Genomic DNA, 18,391 nt, shown 5'->3' on the forward strand with positions numbered 1-18,391 from the left:
TCCCGCCGTTATTGGGTTTCAGAGATGGTAAGAAAAATCATCCATTGTGACTGTGATTGCTTCTATGCCTCGGTAGAAATGCGGGACGATCCCAATTTACGTGGGCGTCCTATCGCGGTAGGCGGGTCAAGCGACCGCAGAGGCGTTATCTCGACCTGCAACTACGAAGCACGCAGCTTCGGAGTGCGCTCAGCCATGCCCACCGCACAGGCCAAAAAGCTGTGTCCTGACCTGATTGTAGTGCCGGGCAACATGAAAAAATATCGAGAGGTGAGCGAGCAGATACGGGAAATTTTTCTATCGTATACCGATTTTATTGAGCCATTATCCTTGGATGAAGCCTATCTCGATGTCACAGACAGCCCACACTGCAACGGCAGCGCAACTTTAATCGCCCAAGAAATTCGCGCGCGAGTACAGCAGGACCTAGGCATCACTATTTCCGCAGGCGTAGCGCCGAATAAATTCCTCGCCAAGATCGCCAGTGATTGGCAAAAGCCGGATGGATTGACAGTCATTCACCCAAATGCTGTCGAAGACTTTGTGCTGCGCTTACCGATCAAAAAGATTCACGGTGTAGGGCGGGTCACTGCAGAAAAAATGCAACGGCAAGGCATTCGCACCTGCAGCGATTTACGGCGCTATAGCCAAATTGAGCTGGCCCAAAAATATGGAAAATTTGGCAATCGCCTGTACCAATTGTGTCGTGGTATCGATGACAGAAAAGTAAGCAGTGATGGCGCACGGAAAAGTGTCAGTGTGGAGCGCACCTTTCGCGACGACTTGATTACTTTGGAATCCTGGCAGAAAGAAATGATTCACCTGTATGGACGATTGCAAGAGCGCATGGAGAAGCTCGGCGACCGCTACGAAATTAGTGGCGCAATCGTCAAAGTGAAGTATGCCGACTTTACCCAGTCCACCCATGAGCGCACCAGCAAGGCTGGACGCATTAGCGAGTTCAAGCAACTACTGGAGCAATGTTGGGAGAAGCGCAGCGATCCGATCCGCCTGCTGGGTGTGGGCATCAAACTAAAAGACTTGCGCGCCGAATTAGGGCCGGAGCAACTACCACTCCCGCTGCGCTACCGGCCCTCATCCAATACCTGATTTTGCTCAACTTTAGGTACCCTACTGTGCCGAACCCGATTCAGGCGTTCCGGTTACAAACGATTTCCACGCCAGTTTCGGCAGATTTTCGCGTCGCGGAACCTTTGCCCAAAATACCTGTCGAGCGTCCGCCGGCTATACTCCCATCACGGTTTTTAAAGCTGCTCCACTGAATCTATGAAGCGTGTACTTCCCAGCGCATTTGTGGGCTGGTTTCTCAATTACGCCCGCAAGTTGAAGCACCCGCAGCTATTCAAGTGGATATGTGCCCTCTTTTTACTTGATCTGATTATTCCGGATCTGGTGCCCTTTGTGGACGAAATTCTGCTGGGACTCGCAACGATTTTTCTCGCCTCATGGCGTAAAAATCGAGATGATCTGCGAGATCCTCCAGAGCGTAAAGAGAAAGTGGTGCACGGTAGTGCAGAAAAGGTTACTCCAAGAAAGTAGCCTGCAATGTGTAAAGCGTCGCACAAGAGACGACGCAAATACGAAGCCGGTACGGTTAACACTGAGTCAAGAGTGGTATTCGCTCGAAGCTGTTTTTCAGCGAAATAACGTTAACAAACTACTTGCTGGTGCATGATGTCGCCCAGGGAAGGATTCCCAAGGGATTACGCACTAGTAAGTGACGATGGGAATTGAGGCCAAGGAGGCAGATCCCATGTTTGCGGACAAGTTGTGTAGTCTCAGTGACGAAGACTTAATTCAACAGTATTACCACACACGAAACCGTCAGGCATTTCGCGAGATTTTCCATCGCTATAAGGAACCGTTGTTCCGTTACTGTGCACAGATGGACTTGGCTCGCTGTACCGCACTGATGGAGAATTTCTGGCTTACCCTACTTTCAGAGCCGCCCCTACTCGAGCGTCAACAGCTGAAAAACTGGCTGTACATTCGCGTAAACCGCTTGCTCAACTCTGCCTGTGGTGACGTCACCAGCGAAATTAACTCGCAGGAGACCACCTTACAAAACGCCTTCGAACAGTCTGACATGCTCAAGGCGCTGCAGCAGCTGCCGCGCCGCCAACGCAACATTTTCCTGCTGTACAAGCAGTGCGGCCTCTCGCTGGCGACGGTGGCAGACATCGAAAGAATTTCCCTGGCCGTGTGCCGCCAGGAGCTGGCAGATGGCAGTAACTCCCTGGAGTTCAACTTGCACGGCAGTGCGCGTAAGCCCTGGGTGTCCAGCGTCACTCTCGCGAAGCAGGCCGCTGAGGCAGATGCCCTCGCGCAAGAGCAAGCGCGCGAGCAACCCCAAACGGCCAAGCCCCGCTTCACCTGGGGAACACGGTGGGCAGCCAAAAGCCTGAAACCATCCAACTCCGAAACCAGTAAACCTACCGTTGAGATTGCGCAGGCATGAACACGAACCAATGGGAATCGTCCTACCAGCAGGCCATCGACACCATTCATGTGCCTTCGCATCTTGACGAAAAAGTCATGGACAGCCTGCGCAATATACAACCTGAGAAAAAGAGCCGACGTGTGCATGGGGAAGCCAGCACTTTTTCCAAGGTCAGCTCAGGGTTAGGTGTTTTGGCTGTCGCCATTGTGCTGCTGCACCCGGCGCAATATATCGGGGCAGAGCCCGGCCAGATCACTCCGGGCCAGGCAGAGCGAGTACAGCCAGCAGAGAACCAGCGCGTCCGGAAAGCGGCCGTTTCCGCGACCAGCCAACCGGTGCTAGATGAGTGGTACCACATACGCGCAGAAGTGCAGGCGGGAAATTTTATGTCGCTGTGTGCGCAGTGGCGCCGGCTAAAGGGCGACGACACTAGCGTCCGCCTGCCCAAGGATTTGGCAACCAAAGCAAAACAGCACTGTCGGTTGCTACCCTGACTCTCCCGAGTGCTGGGCCCCTCCCGTCAGTAAGCGGAAACGCCTCCATCAACTGCCAGTGCTTGCCCAGTGACATAGGTGAGCGCTGGGGAGCACAGCATCACCATTGCGTTCACCACCTCTTCCGGATCCCCCAAACGTTTCATCGGGCAACCCGCCGCGAGTACCCCATGTAACTGTTCTACACTGGCACCCGGGGGTGGCGTCAGCCCCGCCACCATAGGGGTTAACGTGAAGAATGGGCAGATGGCGTTCACCCGCACATTGTGCCGCGCATATTCCACTGCAGCGGTGCGAGTAAGCCCCACCACCGAGTGTTTGGCACCAGCATAGGCCGCCGCCTTCGGCGCGCCGCCAAGGCCTGCCATGGAGCTGACATTCAAAATAATGCCGTGTTTCTGTCCGCGCATGAGCTTGAGCTGATGCTTCATGCCAAAGAAGACCCCTTTGACATTCACGTTGTGTTGACGATCGAAGGTCTCTTCATCAACTTCTTCAAAATGCACCTGGGGTGGCGCAATGCCAGCATTGTTCACCGCAATATCCAGCCGCCCAAAGTTCTCCCGCGCCAGCGCGACCATCGCCGCACAGTCCGTCTCTGAGGATACATCGCAGGTAACGGCCTGGACTTCGATACCCTGTGCCGTCAACTTATCGACCACTACATGCAAGCCTTCTTCATTGATATCCCCAAGGACCAAACGGGCACCCCGGTGACCAAGCGCCTCCGCCAGTAGCGCGCCAAAGCCACTGGCGGCTCCAGTAATCAACGCTACCTTGCCGGTGAAGTCCAGCAATGGATCTCGCTGAAAGTCTGCCATGATTACAGTCCTCCACAGGCGGTGAGGCCGCCATCAACAACGACACATTCGCCATTGGTATAACTGCCGGCATCAGAGACCAAGTACAAAACCGTACCGGCCATTTCTTCCGGCTCGGCATGTCGGTGCATCGGGATATGCCCAATAGCAGCCTGGTAGATCTCGTCGTGAGAAAACAGGGCGCCGGCAAATTTGGTTTTGGTGAGCCCGGGCAACAACGCATTTACGCGGATATTGAACTGCGCACACTCCTTGGCGAAAGCCTTGGTCATATTCACCACGGCGGCCTTGGTGATGGAATAAATACCCTGGCCTACCCCGGGCTGTAACGCGTTGATCGAGGCTGTGTTTACGATGCAACCGCCACCATTTTCTCGCATCAATTTTCCGGCCTCTACGGACATATAAAAATAACCGCGAATGTTTACATCCACGGTTTTTTCAAAAGCACCAAGATCGGTATCGAGAATATGGCCGAAATAGGGGTTGGTCGCTGCATTGTTTACGAGAATATCGAGCTTGCCGTATTGCGCGCGGATATGCTGAAACACCTGCTCAATATCTTGCATGTTGCCAATATGGCAGGGCAGCGCTTCCGCTTTGCCACCGGCGTCATTGATCGCATCAGCCACCGCCTGGCAGCCCTCAATCTTGCGACTGGACACCAGCACCTGGGCTCCCTGCTCCGCCAGCAGCTTGGCGATCGCCTCACCAATGCCACGACTGGCGCCGGTTACCAGCGCAATCTTTCCCGTTAAGTCAAAGAGGTTGGTCGCCATGAATTTCTCCCGATGGTTATCGTCTATACGTTGTTCGGTTACTGACACCCGAGGCACCCAGTCCGGCACTGTATAAAAAGTGCACGAGCGGCCCCATTAGAGTCCTGATTTTCACGTTACCGGGTCCCTCGGAATCAACCAAATTAATTATGTGAATCGCCCCACATTCAAAAAATCTATGACAAATACCCATAACAAAAAAACGGGTTTCAGCACTGAGGTTCAGGCGCCAATACCCCCTGTCACAGCGGTATCTGCGCACTTTTGCGGCGGATTTTCCCGGCCGCCCGGCGCCGGTGCTATGTTTCCAGCTAGCTCACTCGCTGTTTACTCAGGTAATTGGACAGCTTCCATAAAAGGACACTTATAAGATGACCCAAGCCTACCCGCACCTGCTCGCCCCGCTGGATCTGGGTTTCACCACACTGAAGAACCGTGTGCTGATGGGCTCTATGCACACAAACCTGGAAGAGCACCCAGGAGGCTATCAGCGTTTGGCCACTTTCTACGCCGAGCGCGCACGCGGTGGTGTCGGCCTGATTGTCACCGGCGGCATTGCCCCAAATGAAGAAGGCGGGGTATTTCAGGGGTGCGCCAAGTTAACCACCCCAGAAGAGGCAGAAGAGCACCGGGTGATTACCGCCGCAGTCCACAACGAAGGTGGCAAGATCTGCATGCAGATACTGCATGCTGGCCGTTACGCGTATAACCCTAATCTCGTCGCTCCATCCGCCATTCAGGCGCCAATTAACCCATTTCCCCCCAAGGCGCTGAGTGACGCAGAGGTTGAGCAACAAATCGATGACTATGTGCGCTGTGCGACCCTCGCCCAGCAAGCGGGCTACGATGGCATCGAAGTGATGGGCTCAGAGGGCTATTTCATCAACCAGTTCATCGTTACCCGCACCAATCACCGGGACGACCGCTGGGGAGGCAGTTATGAAAACCGCATGCGCCTGCCTATCGAGATTGTGCGCCGTATCCGCGAGGCTTTAGGCGAAGAGTTCATCATCATCTATCGCCTTTCCATGCTCGACCTGGTGGAAGGTGGCAGCAGCTTTGACGAAGTGGTCACCCTGGGCCAGGCGATTGAGAAAGCCGGCGCTAATATCATCAACACGGGCATTGGCTGGCACGAAGCGCGAATCCCGACCATCGCCACCAGCGTTCCCCGTGCGGCTTTCAGCGGTATTACCGCCAAAGTCAGACAACACCTGAACCTTCCAGTGGTGACCAGTAACCGAATCAATATGCCGCAAGTCGGGGAAGATGTACTCGCCGCAGGTGAGGCCGACATCATCTCCATGGCGCGCCCGTTCCTCGCAGACCCAGAATTCGTCAACAAGGCCGCAGAAGATCGTGCAGATGAGATCAACACCTGTATCGGCTGCAATCAGGCGTGCCTGGACCATACCTTCGAACTGAAGCTCACCTCGTGTTTGGTCAATCCGCGTGCCTGCCATGAAACCGAACTCAATTACCGGCCAACGGCAAAACCCAAGAAGATTGCTGTGGTCGGCGCTGGCCCTGCCGGGCTCGCGGCTTCCACCGTTGCAGCCGAGCGCGGACATCAAGTGACGCTGTTCGAAGCGAGCGACAAGGTTGGTGGCCAGTTTAATATCGCCAAACAGATTCCCGGCAAAGCGGAATTTGAAGAAACCCTGCGCTACTTCAAGCGCAAGCTCGAACTCACAGGAGTCGATGTAAAGCTCAATACCAAAGCCACTGAAGCGGACCTGAGTGACTACGACGAAGTGATCATATCCACCGGAATACTTCCGAGAATTCCGCCTATCGAGGGCATCGATCACCCCAAAGTGCTCAGTTACCTGGAGGTTCTGCGGGAGAAAAAGCCAGTGGGGAAACGTGTGGCGATCATTGGCGCCGGTGGCATCGGCTTTGATGTCGCGGAGTACCTCACCCACAGCGAAGATCATATCAGTGAACTGGTGGCCAGTAGCAAACAGGAGTTCTTCGATGAATGGGGTGTGGATATCACCCTCGACCATCGCGCGGGCCTGAAGCCCATTGAGCCCGTCGCCAGTCCGCGCGAGGTATACCTGCTGCAGCGCAAAACAACCAAAGTGGGTGCCGGGCTGGGCAAAACCACAGGCTGGATCCATCGCACCAGCCTCAAGCACCGCCAGGTGAAAAACCTGTCGGGCGTGGCTTACAAGAAGATCGATGATCAGGGTCTGCATATCCGCCTGGGCGACGAACAACAAATCCTGGATGTGGATAACATCATTATCTGCGCGGGCCAGGAGCCCCTGCGCACCCTGCACGATGCACTACAGGCCAAAGGCCAAATCAGTCATTTGATTGGCGGCGCCTATGAGGCTGTGGAACTCGATGCCAAACGAGCGATCGACCAGGGCTCGCGCCTCGCGGCAGAAATTTAACGCCATCTAGCGCATGCCTGATAGTTCAAGCTTGGCGGATATAGGCTGATCTGGCGGCAAATCGCTGCCGCAGAACTATACTGAGGCATACGGATTGATCTGCCAGGGAAGCGCAACATTCCTCTCCGCGTAGCGCCTTTATCCACAAGCGCAGCGACCGCTAAGACACACGCCGGTTATATGGGCTTCCCTGCCGTTAGAATAACGAAAGACAGGAAAGGCCCTGCTCATGGCGACGTCCACCCTCTCTGATTTACTCTCTCGCGCACGGCCAAGTGTCGAGCAAGCGCTAGAACATCTGCAACCGCCCTACACACTGTTCTTTTCGGTGAGCGATGGCAGCAAACGCGCACGAGTCTGCCACGGGCGCGGCAGTGATCTGAATACCCTCTGGCTAAAACTCGCCGCACAGTCACGCAAGCAGCTTGCCAGTGCAAAAATGGCTGGGCGCTGGTTGCGTATCGACTGGGTAACCGATGCGGAGCCCATGGATTGGCGCACACTTAAAGAAAAGTTCAAAAACACCAAACGCGGCTATTTCCGGTTCGGACTGGCGCTCGACGCCAACTGGGAGGTTGCCTTTCTGGAACAAGAACTGAATGGCAACGCTATGCTGTACGGCGGCAATAAAGTCGCGCACGCTATGGTCAACCATAGTAAATTTCGCACCTATACCGATATACGTTTTGGAAAAAATACGCCGCTGAATTTCGATGATGATACCCCCGTGACCCGTTTGCACACGGAAGGCCTCTTTGTCGAAAAAAATTCTATCCCGCAGTTTCTCTATGGCCCGGGGCGCAACGCTGGCCGTAGAATTATCGACGAGCTCGACCAACCCACAGCGGAACATGTAATCGATACCAGCAGTCGCTACCTCGCCTCACAGGTATTGAAAAATGGGCGCTTCGAATATGGCTGGCACTGCTGCTTCGATCGCCCTATCGGCACCTACAACACACTCCGCCATGCCAGCTCTACCTACGCAATGACCGAGGGGTGGGAGGTAACCCGCGATGACAAGACCAAACGGGCCATCGACCGAGCACTGAATTGCCTGACGGAAAAGCTCATCAAGAAAGTACGGCTGCCTGGCGGTGAAGACGCTGCATTCCTTGTAGAAGCCAATGGTGAAATCAAACTCGGCGGAAACGCTGTGTGCCTGCTGGCACTGGTTAAATACATCGAGCTCAGTGAAAACAGTGAAACGCATGCAAAATACAGCGAGCTAATGGAGCAGCTGGCGCAGGGAATCCGCTTCATGCAGGACCCGGAGTCCGGAAAGTTCGTGCACGTGCTGCAATATCCGGACCTTACCGTGAAGGAAAAATTTCGCATCATCTATTACGACGGTGAAGCAGCCTTTGGTCTCATGCGCCTGTACGGGCTAACCAAGGACGAGCGCTGGCTGAACCTGGTCGAGAAAGCCTTCGAATACTTCCTTGAGAACAACCACTGGGAGGCCCATGATCACTGGCTCAGTTACTGTGTCAATGAATTGACCCTGTATCGTCCTGAGGCGCGCTATTACCAGTTCGGCATTCAAAATGTGGTCGGACATCTCGACTTTATTATTGAGCGCATCACCACATTCCCGACCCTGCTGGAGCTGATGATGGCTTCCGAGCGGATGGTCACCCGCCTGCGCCAAGAAAAAGAATTTTCCTATCTACTCAATCAACTCGACCTGAAGAAGTTTTACTTCGCACTGCATACCCGTGCCATGTACCTGTTGAACGGTTACTTCTGGCCCGAATATGCCATGTTTTTTCAGAACCCTGCAAAAATCGTTGGTAGCTTTTATATTCGTCATCATGCATTTCGCGTGCGTATTGACGATGTGGAACACTACCTTTCGGGATTTGTTGCGTTTAGGAAATATCTTCTCGGCGGTGGTTGCCCACAGCAATTTTCACCCATGCCGCAGGCGCGACAACTTGCTCGCTCCGAAGAAGCCCCCCTACCCATACTGGCCTGGGCAGGAGATGTAAACCTTGCCCGCAGACAGCACTACCGTACAGAGGAGCTTGGCGAAGAGGAGGTCATCGGGCGTATCCCGGCACTTTCCAACGCCGACTTGAGTGTGGTCAATCTAGAATGTGTCGTTGCCACCACTGGCGAACAGGGCATCTACAAGGGAGAGAAAGCCCCATACTACTACCGCGCACGGCCCGAAATGCTGAAGCTATTGCGCAGGGCCAACATCGATGCTGTCACCACTGCCAATAACCACAGTGGTGACTATGGTGTTCAGGCTTTATTGGAACAGGGATTCTGGCTCGACAGCCAGAGGATCGGTCACACCGGCACGGGAGTGAATCTCGACGCGGCATTGACTCCTGTCATACTTCCCCTAAACGATTTCAATGTAGCCCTATTTTCCCTGGATGCCACGCAAAAATCCTTTGGCGCGGGGCCGAAACAACCAGGCGGCGCCTTCCTGCCACTCGACAATCCCACCGCCTGGTTGCGCTTACTCGAGCCACGTATTCTGCGCGCACGCCAACATGCCCAGGTGGTTCTGGTAGCCGTACACTGGGGAAAGAACCTGGAACACGAACCCGGCGCGGACGAAATTTCGGTCGGCCATCACATCATTGATGCGGGTGCTGATGGCATCCTCGGTACCAGTGCGCATATTCTTCAGGGTATCGAGGTCTATAAAGATCGCCCGATTATTCATGACGCAGGTGACCTGCTCTTTGATGCGGTCCGCCGATCATTGAAAGATAGTGGTGTCTTCCAATTATCATTGAGCCAAAGAGGGGTGGAAAAGATACGCTTCGTTCCGGTCGGCTCAGGATTCGGCTTAAGTCACCAGCGGACGGGGAAAGAGGCAATCGCGGCAACCCAGCGATTCGCAGGCCTGTGTGAAAAGATGGGTACTTTACTGCAACCCCTGGAAGATGGCTCCGGCGAGATTACCCTTGCCCCACCACAAAGGACCTGTCCATCTCTGCCAGCGGCACGCAAAGCAACAGCCGTTTCCACCGCGATAAAGCCAACAGAAATTCCCATTTCGCCACTTTGGGTCGCCAGAGATGTACCGCGCGATGCCAGCATTCCACCAATGGACCTGGGGCCATTGCAGCTTGTCGGCCTACGTTATAGCCCTCACAAAATCGAACGTAGACAACTTCTCTATGTGGAGTCGTTCTGGAGGCTTAATCCCTCAAGAACCGACCAACTCACAGAGAATATTCGTCTCGACATTCGCGCCGTGCCCATCCAACCGACCGATATGCCCTGCTGGGGAAAGTCCATGGATCACGATCCCTGTGACTGGATGTTGCCTACCAGACTGTGGAAACCCGGCGTCATCTACCGCGACTACTATGGCTTGCGCCCACCTGCGCCCAAACACCTCAGCAATAGCGACCTGCGTCTCGAAATCGGCCTGATCGGCGCAAACACCCACATCCGCCCGATACCGGTACACGACACCCTCATTCAGCTGAACCTCGCCCAGAAGACAGTTGCCCGGAAGAAAAAAGAAACTGCATCCATCGACGGCCGCTCGCCGCCGCAGTACCGCACAACCTTCCCCGCATGCGTCTACCGCGAATCCCCGGGGCAAACGTGGAATGCGCAGCAACTAACCGAGCTCACCGGAGGCGAATGGCTGGTACCACCGCCTCCAGGCTGGTATGTACGGAGCGTCGTCTCCGGTCAAAGCTTCATCGAGCAATCCTTGAATCCCGTACTATTCGTCGCGCACAAATACAGTGACCGAGCCTACCATGAGCGCACAGCCAAAGCGCAGTACAAAAAATGGGACCTGCACGACAAGCTCGCAGCTATCGTACACGCTGCGGGACAAGATATGGGGGGGGTAATCGTAGCACGACCGGTCCACGGACTACCGGAGAAGCTTCCTGTTCTCCGCGTGGATGACCCTATCCAGGCACTTATTGAGCTCGGGCTCGCCGCTCGAAATCGATTCCGCGGCGATGTAGTCGCCATAACCGGCACCGCGGGAAAGTCCTCGACCGTGCATATGCTCGCAAACATGCTCGGCACAAGGGAGACCGTCTTGTCGAGCCTGGGTAACTACAATTCGAGAGTTGGCACACCCAGTATGCTCGCGAGTCTGAGTGGCGACCAACAGGTTGCTATTCTGGAGATCGCACAAAGTGCTCTGTGGATGCGTTCGGGGCCAATTACGCGACGCGTGCGCCCAACCATCGCGCTAATAACTGGAATCGGCATATCGCAGACAACGAAACGGGTTAAGACAACCGAAGACACGGCTCGCTGGAAATCACGTATTTTTGACGGCCTAATCGGTAGAGCCGTGGCGATCGTCAATGAGCAGCTACTGCACTTCGATTATGTACTGGCCAAAGCCAAGCAGCATGCGAAACGTATAATTGTATTCGGCACAAGCGAGAACGCCGAAGTGCAAATTACCAATATCCAGGCGGAGGGCCGCGGTAGTAAAGTCACGGTAAGAATAGCGGGGGCTGAACGCACACTTCATGTTCCAGCACCAAGTGTGGGAATGGTTCACAACGCTGTCGCTGCGATGTGCGTTGCCTATGCACTGGGACGCCCCCTGGATGAGGCTGCAGAGTCCCTTAAGCACTTGCAACTAGACGACGGTCACTTGACCCACATTGACCTGAACTTAGGTAGCGGAACCGCACAACTCATCGACGATAGCTGGAACGCTACGGTGAGTTCAATGCTAAATGCGTTTTCTGTATTGGCCGCATCAGCGGTGTCGGCGGGTGGACGTAAGATAGCGGCACTGGGTCGTATTGTCGATCTTGGTGATCACGCGGAACAACTGCATCAGAGTCTGGCGCAACCTCTTATCGAGAGTGGCATCGATCTTCTGATAACCCATGGAGCAGAGATGCAATTTTTGCGTGATGTCATGCCAACAGAACTACTGGGGCCCCACTTTTCTAGCGCAAATGAGATTTCCAGTTTCTTAGCAGGTACTATTCAGCCGAAAGATCTGATTCTAATTAAGGGGTCTAGAAGAGACTCAGACTTTGGAAACGTTACAACCCTGCTTAAAGAAGCCATCAAAATACAAGAAACAATAAAGGTCGACTCCAATGCATAGGAGTACCACAGGAAATTCTCGTCGGATGATAGTTTATTTCGTGGGTTTTTATTAATTGATATCTGAGGTGCGTTTTCTCACTGCGGAATCTCCACAACCCGCTAGAGACCGCATGCTTTGCGCTCGTCGCTGTACAGCCCGAGTCTCAATCTTCACATTGAATGCGACACAAATCCTAAGAGAATCATCTTCCACCGGGTTTACATAATGCAGTAACCAATGTGGAAACACTACCAGCCTGCCTGCGCGGGGAATGACCCGCACACGGCTTCCGAAACTGCTATTCGGCAATTCACCCTGTATGCACAGCATGCGAGGATCCAAAAACTCGATATTGCCACTGCTGACACTTTTCTCCTTCACCAAATCGGATTTCACATAATAAACCCCAGACCACGTACAGGATTCATGATTGTGTATCTTTCGATAGCTGTCTCCGCGAGAAACGTTCGCCCATGCATGCGCGAGCATATCCTCGGCACGCGGCGTAAATTGTTGTCGGGTAGCTTTTAGGGATATTTCTCTAACCGCATCCACGAGCCAACCTTTCATCGTGGCTATTTCGTTGTGCGGCCAATCAAAGAAGTCTTTCTGCGAGTCCCAACTCCCTATATTTGAGCGCTTTTTCCCGGGTATCGTTGCCTCAGCATCAAGGATAATTTTCTCCAGACGCCTGTTTACATCGACAGACTCCGCGATATCACGCACCAAAATGGGTGTACTGAACGCCGATCTAACTGTATCCATGGTTACCCGCCTCTACATAAGAATTATTCCCTGGACCCTAACCAATAACGGAAAATTGCGATCTTCCCGAATGCGCCAGTGGGGAGCGGTCGATCGCGTCTACTCGAGCGTCCTTAGGTCCATGATGGCACAAGGTATACATTCGCTGGATGGCTACTGGTGATCCCTCGAGTACGGCCTCCAGAACATCTTCGCCGTTTTCCCGCCGGTTTCTGACCCAGCCGCGAATAGAATGCAAGATTGCTATCCACTTTAGCCAGCGTCGAAAACCGACGCCCTGGACCTGACCGCGAATAACAAAGCGCTCGCATTGTTTTGGAACTGTGGACCGATCCAGATCATTAAATATATGCGAGACAAGAGCCGTCGCCACATCACGGCCGGGCCCAGACGATGGAAAATGATGCGACGATAGATGCGGATTACAAACCGCGTCCATAACTCGCCAGGGCTGGCTATCGAGATCACTGCTGATGTCTTCGGTACAAAAATCAATCCCGACCAAAGGAGGATAAAAAATGGCCGGCAGCGTCCGCTGCAAGACGCCCTCGATACTTTGATGAACCTGATCGCCAACCTCCCGGAGAGCAACGTCAGTGCGGCCCGCTTGCGCCTGAAGATGCAAAACGGATACCAGTCGCCCGCCGACAACCAATAAGCGAAATTGATTCAGCTTCGTCTCATCCTTAATGAATTCTTCCAGGTTCGTTGGCAATATCGACTTCATCCAGTCGCCATTGCGAGTGATTTTTCGTGAAATCAAGCGTAACCTGTCCGGCATACCATGGTGGAATAGGCAGCTGCTGTGCTCTCCGGTTAACCGGTAGAGTCCGTCTGCAAGCTGCTCCACCTGCAGATTGAGTTTGTATGCGGCCTGTTTCACCAGAGCAGCCTGGCGAGCATTGCCTTTTCCAAACACTCTGCTAAATCGAGTGTCCCTATAAGGCTCTGCAAGCGAGACCGTCGCATTCTCGGTTGATACTAAGGCGGGCTTAATATCCTCGGAAAACATGTGCGATATCACTTTCTCCGGCACATTCACAGGCCGCCCGTAACTCGGGAATACCGCGTCGCTTATCCCCGGGTTCGAATTTACCTCAATGATATATGCCCGCGGCATCCCATTGTGCCAATGATCTGGCGAGACATAGATGAGATCTACTCCAACCTGAACCAGGCCCGGAAAGCAGTTTGCGGCACGCTCAGCAATTTCGACGGCCTCACGATCCAAGTAATCAAGTATTTGCACGGTTTCGCCACCAGCCGACGCATTGGCAACACTGGTGAGCTGGACGGACTCATCAGGCTCCGGCACATAGTCGAGCGTAAGCCCATGGCGCTCCAAAAGATCGAAACGCCGTATTGGATCGATCCTCAGGCTAGGATTACGTCTTCTGACCGTATTCTTCTGAGCAACCAGTTCCCTGACTGTCGATTTGCCATCGCCCATAACACAGGCCGGCACCCTCACATAGGCGGCTTCTGCCCTCCCGCCGATCACAATAATGCGCACATCGTCGCCAAAAATATGTTGCTCTACGAGCACCTCTCGACTTTCGCTTTTCGCAAATTCCCAGGCCTTGAAGAACTCCTCTTCTGTGGAAATTTGGCTAGTGACGCCATGGCCAGCAGATCCATCGGTGGGCTTCACAGTGACAACTGTGTCCGATTCCGTGAAGAATGCCAGTGCCGCGTCATAGTCACGAAACACACTTCCTGAGGGAACTGGCACGCCATGCGCGGCCATCATACTCTTCGCGATCTGCTTCTTGCGCACACAGTAGGCATACACAGAAGAGTTTTCTGGCGAATTTTGCCGGAACACGACCCGTCGTGATTCATTGAAAACTTCAAAAATTAGGTTTCTGTGATAGCGCACATCCAGATCAAGGTTGGCTGCCGCATTACACAAAAGCTGAATGCCGACATCATCCTGACTTTGTAGGAATTTCGAGGCTGAGAAATCGTTTGGGCCAGAGTTCTGAATGACATCGTCAATGGGCAGGGGCGGCTGGCCCTGCCCACATGGGCCGTTATCAGGATCACCACGCCCCTCCAAGTTTTCTTGATCGTCGATACCAACGTCTACCTGGCAGGCATCCTCACTGATAACTGTGTCCGAGCTGTCATTGCCGTCGTGCATTAATCTGTCCCTTGATCGTCCAAAATACGCCAGAGCATCTTCACATCAACTTCCCCACCGCGTTGACTCACACCGCGGGGAAATAAATTTGACCACACCCATACAGAGTTCCGGTTTAGCACAATTTTCTTATCTTGGCCTACGCCAAACCCATACCCAAACTTTGGGTCTAGTGCGAGGTTGGCATCTACTGGAATCCAGCGATTGTGCAAATACACTTCCGCTGCGTGGTGATTTGGCTGTGAAAACGCTCGTTTTTCAGTAAAAAGAAATTCTGATGTCATTCGTGCGGGATACCCCATAGCGCGGGCTAAGGCGACAAAGAGCGCTGAGAATTCTGTACAATCTCCTTGTCGGGCCTTAACCGCATACAGGGCACCGCGCGTCTTCTGCCGACGATATTCGATAATTTGTTGGGGCGTCAGGAACGCGGCACGCAATCGCGCTTCGGGATCAGAGTAACTGCGCTCGATGTTTTGGGCGAGGCGTACGATCTCAACGGATTCTGACTCGATGTATTTGGAGGGTCTGAGATAGATGGTGGATGGAGCTGCTTCTAGCGACGTACCCAACCACTCATCGTGTTGAATCGCGAGATCATAGCCCGCGACCAGCACCTCGAAGTACACGCGCTTGACCGAAACGTCGTTGGGAGGGATATCCCATTCCAGTTCGAGATACTCACCAGCATCATATTCAAACTCTCGTCGCTCGACCCTGGCCACATCATCGACGCGTAGACCCAGTACGCGCTGTTGCCTATGTCCATCCACCGGAATTGCTACCCGGTGAATATAACCTTGTATAGATTGCTCGGTGTCATTGGTGACAGTGATTTCAGCCAGAAGAGTGACCATATGTGCCGATTTCTGTTCACTTGCAGACTCATCAGCGTATGCGGTGAACTTAGTCATGAGTAGTGCAGCAATAACCAGCAGCGTCGCGGCCGCGCACACCCATTTTCGCTTTTCGAACAAACCAATCACCGCTCGCGCAATGCCTCGCCTGCTTTATTAAACGGTTTTACCAGGTAGTCAAACACGGTTTTAGACCCGGTGCGCACATCGACCGTTGCGACCATGCCCGGCACAATCGGGAATTCCTTGCCTGATCGATTCACCAGTGCATCTTCATCAGTCAAGATCAGGACGCGGTAAAAATATTCACCGGGCTTGGTTTCATCCTGAATAGTATCGGGTGAAATAGTGGTCACTTTTCCGTCCAGACCACCATACACCGAATAGTCATATGCCGTGATTTTCACCTTGGCATGCTGTCCCGGATGAATGAATGCGATATCTCGTGGAGATATTTTTGCTTCCACCAGCAAGCGATCATCCAGTGGCACAATCTCCATCAGACGGCCGTTTGGCGGTAAGACACCACCAATAGTGGTAACTTCGATGTCTTTGACGATACCGCGTACCGGGGACTTTAGCGTTAATCGCGTCAATGAATCCGCCCGTCCTTCAATCACTGAACGAAGCGCCTCCACTTCGGCGCTGACCGACGCAAGCTCTTCACGGGCCCGAACCATATATTCGGAACGCACATCTTTGATTTTTAGGTCCAAGTCCGATTTTTGCCGACTAAGGCGCAACACCTCTACATTGCTCGCTGCGCCGGAGTCCACTAAGGACCGTGTTATTGATAGCTCGCGATTTACCAAGTCTCGTGACTCACCCAAGCTACTCAATGAGTCACGCAGACTCTTCTGGCGGGTTTGAAATAGCTTTCGCTCTTTGGCGAGTAGTTCATCATAGTCATCCAGAACCCTGGGAAAAACGAGGTCCCCACCATTAACTTCTGCACTCAAACGCGCCTCACTGGCAAGTGCAGCCCTGAAGCGTGCTTCGCCTTCCTGGACGTTGGATCGAATTTTGGTTGGGTCTAGCTGGGCCAGGACTTCTCCGCGCTCGACAATATCGCCTTCGATCACATTCAGGCGCGCCAGAATGCCGCCCTCCAACGACTGGATTACTTGCGCTCTCGAGGTTGGTATCACCTTGCCACTGCCTTTTGATACTTCATCCACCTTCGCGAAGTAGGACCACGCAAGTAGCGCAATCAACAGCAAGAAAAATATCCAGATAATACGGCCTGATTTGGATAACTGAACATCGTCCGCTTCTTCATCATGATGGTGGCCGGCATTATGAAAATCGGCCTCAATAATCGCCACATTGCGTTGTTCTCCTGCGGAGTGGTGACGACTAATTGCAGTCTGTTGTCGCGATTCCGCGTGCTCCTCGTTATGGCGTTTACCAGACATCAGCTTACCTTTTCACCTGTGTCTTTCGTTTCTTTCCCCCGGTCTGGTGTATCAGCCGTCGATGTCGTCACCGGAGCGGATTGAGCTAGTTTTGCCAGAGCTACGTCTCTTGGAGCATCGATAACCAGCTTGCCATCCTCAACCACCAGAATACGATCAACCAATCGGAGTGTACTGCGACGGTGTGTAGCAAGCAGCAAGGTACGCCCATGCATCCAACGACTGAGTTTATCGATAAAGCGTTTTTCGGTGAGGTCATCCAGTGAAGCAGTCGGCTCGTCAAGCAAAATTACCTGCGGGCTCCGGATAAACAGTCTTGCCAGCAGTAATGACTGCCGTTGGCCACCTGACAGGCCGAGCCCCCCTTCTAGAATGATATGATCCAATCCCTTTGGCAGCTTGCGTACGAATTCAAGTGCCCCTGACATATCTAATGCAGCCAGAATGTCTTTGTCCGAGGCATCCGGAGCACCGAGCACCACATTTTCACGCAGCGTCCCATGAAAGAGTTGCGCGTTCTGGGTTAATAGACCAATGTCACGCCGGGCGTCCGCAGGATCGATGTGCGCTAGACTCGCCCCTTCGAGGTTAAGCTCACCGGTGGCCGGTAATAGCTGCCCAGAAAGTGCCTGTAGCAATGTCGACTTTCCGGAACCGTTTCGACCCAGCACAGCGATTTTTTCACCGGCATTGATCCGCAGTGCATCAATCTTGAGAGCCGCGGCGCCCTCGCCCGTTCCGTAACGGAATTCAGCGTCGCGTATCTGGTAATTGCCCGAAATGGAAGCCATATGCACCAGCGTGGCACCCTCCGGTTGGTCTACCGGGAGTTGCATTATTTGATCCAATCCCTTGAGCGCGTACTTCGCCTGCTGCCAGCGACTCAGCACCTGGGTAATTTGAGACATAGGTGCCATCATCCGCGAGCCTAGAATTGAAGCGGCGACCAGAGCGCCCGTGGTCATATCTCCGGCCATGACCATCGGCGCACCAAACAAAACAATCAGCGCGAACACCGAAGACTGTACATTGTGTGTCCAGGTAACGAGTTTCCCTACGAGCCCGCGCAGCCTCAGATTTGACTCCGCTGTAACTGCGTTATAGTGATTCCACTGCTGCTGAAAGCGCTGCTCGGCCTGGAGCGCCTTTATGTCCTCCATGCCTTGCACGGTTTCCACCAGCATGGCATTGCGTAGGG

The 18,391-nt window shown here is 53.6% G+C and carries 13 protein-coding genes; 6 read left to right on the forward strand and 7 right to left on the reverse strand.

Annotated features, from left to right (window positions below; all coding sequences use genetic code 11):
- Nucleotides 1-24: 24 nt before the first annotated feature.
- From dinB to AS89_RS0113585, 4 genes are all read left to right on the forward strand, one after another.
- Nucleotides 25-1,110: a DNA polymerase IV gene (gene dinB / locus AS89_RS0113570; RefSeq protein ID WP_033230492.1), complete on the forward strand. Its 1,086-nt coding sequence runs from the start codon at nt 25-27 to the stop codon at nt 1,108-1,110.
- 177 nt (nt 1,111-1,287) lie between these two features.
- A complete protein-coding gene (locus AS89_RS17635) occupies nt 1,288-1,560 on the forward strand; it encodes a DUF6116 family protein (RefSeq protein WP_010133241.1) in 273 nt (90 codons plus the stop codon).
- A 214-nt stretch (nt 1,561-1,774) separates the two neighbouring features.
- Entirely contained in the window at nt 1,775-2,479 is a 705-nt protein-coding gene (locus AS89_RS0113580; RefSeq protein ID WP_158217369.1) for an RNA polymerase sigma factor, read from the forward strand.
- Nucleotides 2,476-2,955, forward strand: a complete 480-nt coding sequence (locus tag AS89_RS0113585) for a hypothetical protein (RefSeq protein ID WP_010133243.1) — start codon at nt 2,476-2,478, stop codon at nt 2,953-2,955. The genes AS89_RS0113580 and AS89_RS0113585 overlap by 4 nt, the downstream gene beginning before the upstream one ends.
- 26 nt (nt 2,956-2,981) lie before the next feature.
- On the opposite strand, the gene AS89_RS0113590 is transcribed toward AS89_RS0113585, so the two are convergent.
- Together AS89_RS0113590 and AS89_RS0113595 are read right to left on the reverse strand one after the other, a co-directional pair.
- Nucleotides 2,982-3,776: an SDR family NAD(P)-dependent oxidoreductase gene (locus AS89_RS0113590; protein WP_010133244.1), complete on the reverse strand. Its 795-nt coding sequence runs from the start codon at nt 3,774-3,776 to the stop codon at nt 2,982-2,984.
- A gap of 2 nt (nt 3,777-3,778) precedes the next feature.
- Nucleotides 3,779-4,555: an SDR family oxidoreductase gene (locus AS89_RS0113595; RefSeq protein WP_010133245.1), complete on the reverse strand. Its 777-nt coding sequence runs from the start codon at nt 4,553-4,555 to the stop codon at nt 3,779-3,781.
- A 371-nt stretch (nt 4,556-4,926) separates the two neighbouring features.
- Here AS89_RS0113595 and AS89_RS0113600 point away from each other — a divergent pair, with 371 nt between their 5' ends.
- Both AS89_RS0113600 and AS89_RS17640 read left to right on the forward strand, forming a co-directional pair.
- The gene (locus tag AS89_RS0113600) at nt 4,927-6,957 is read left to right on the forward strand and encodes an NADPH-dependent 2,4-dienoyl-CoA reductase (protein WP_010133246.1); all 2,031 of its coding nucleotides are present in this window, start codon (nt 4,927-4,929) and stop codon (nt 6,955-6,957) included.
- A gap of 229 nt (nt 6,958-7,186) precedes the next feature.
- Complete coding sequence (locus AS89_RS17640; protein WP_010133248.1) at nt 7,187-12,031, forward strand: CapA family protein; 4,845 nt, start codon at nt 7,187-7,189, stop codon at nt 12,029-12,031.
- Between the two features lie 51 nt (nt 12,032-12,082).
- Here the strand turns inward: AS89_RS17640 and AS89_RS18260 are convergent, their stop codons facing one another.
- The 5 genes from AS89_RS18260 to AS89_RS17650 form a co-directional block, all read right to left on the reverse strand.
- On the reverse strand, nt 12,083-12,778 hold the full coding sequence (locus AS89_RS18260; protein ID WP_010133249.1) for a TIGR02466 family protein: 696 nt from the start codon (nt 12,776-12,778) through the stop codon (nt 12,083-12,085).
- Nucleotides 12,779-12,815: 37 nt separating this feature from the next.
- Nucleotides 12,816-14,921: an acylphosphatase gene (locus AS89_RS0113615; protein WP_010133250.1), complete on the reverse strand. Its 2,106-nt coding sequence runs from the start codon at nt 14,919-14,921 to the stop codon at nt 12,816-12,818.
- The gene (locus AS89_RS0113620) at nt 14,921-15,898 is read right to left on the reverse strand and encodes a transglutaminase-like domain-containing protein (protein ID WP_138976408.1); all 978 of its coding nucleotides are present in this window, start codon (nt 15,896-15,898) and stop codon (nt 14,921-14,923) included. The genes AS89_RS0113615 and AS89_RS0113620 overlap by 1 nt, the downstream gene beginning before the upstream one ends.
- A 5-nt stretch (nt 15,899-15,903) precedes the next feature.
- A complete protein-coding gene (locus AS89_RS0113625) occupies nt 15,904-17,193 on the reverse strand; it encodes an HlyD family type I secretion periplasmic adaptor subunit (RefSeq protein ID WP_081475742.1) in 1,290 nt (429 codons plus the stop codon).
- Nucleotides 17,193-18,391 (reverse strand): ATP-binding cassette domain-containing protein (locus AS89_RS17650; RefSeq protein WP_010133253.1); only part of this gene is annotated, 1,199 nt, incomplete at its 5' end. The genes AS89_RS0113625 and AS89_RS17650, both read right to left, overlap by 1 nt.

It is taken from the genome of Microbulbifer agarilyticus S89, from assembly GCF_000220505.1.
In the GTDB taxonomy this organism is placed as follows: domain Bacteria; phylum Pseudomonadota; class Gammaproteobacteria; order Pseudomonadales; family Cellvibrionaceae; genus Microbulbifer; species Microbulbifer agarilyticus_B.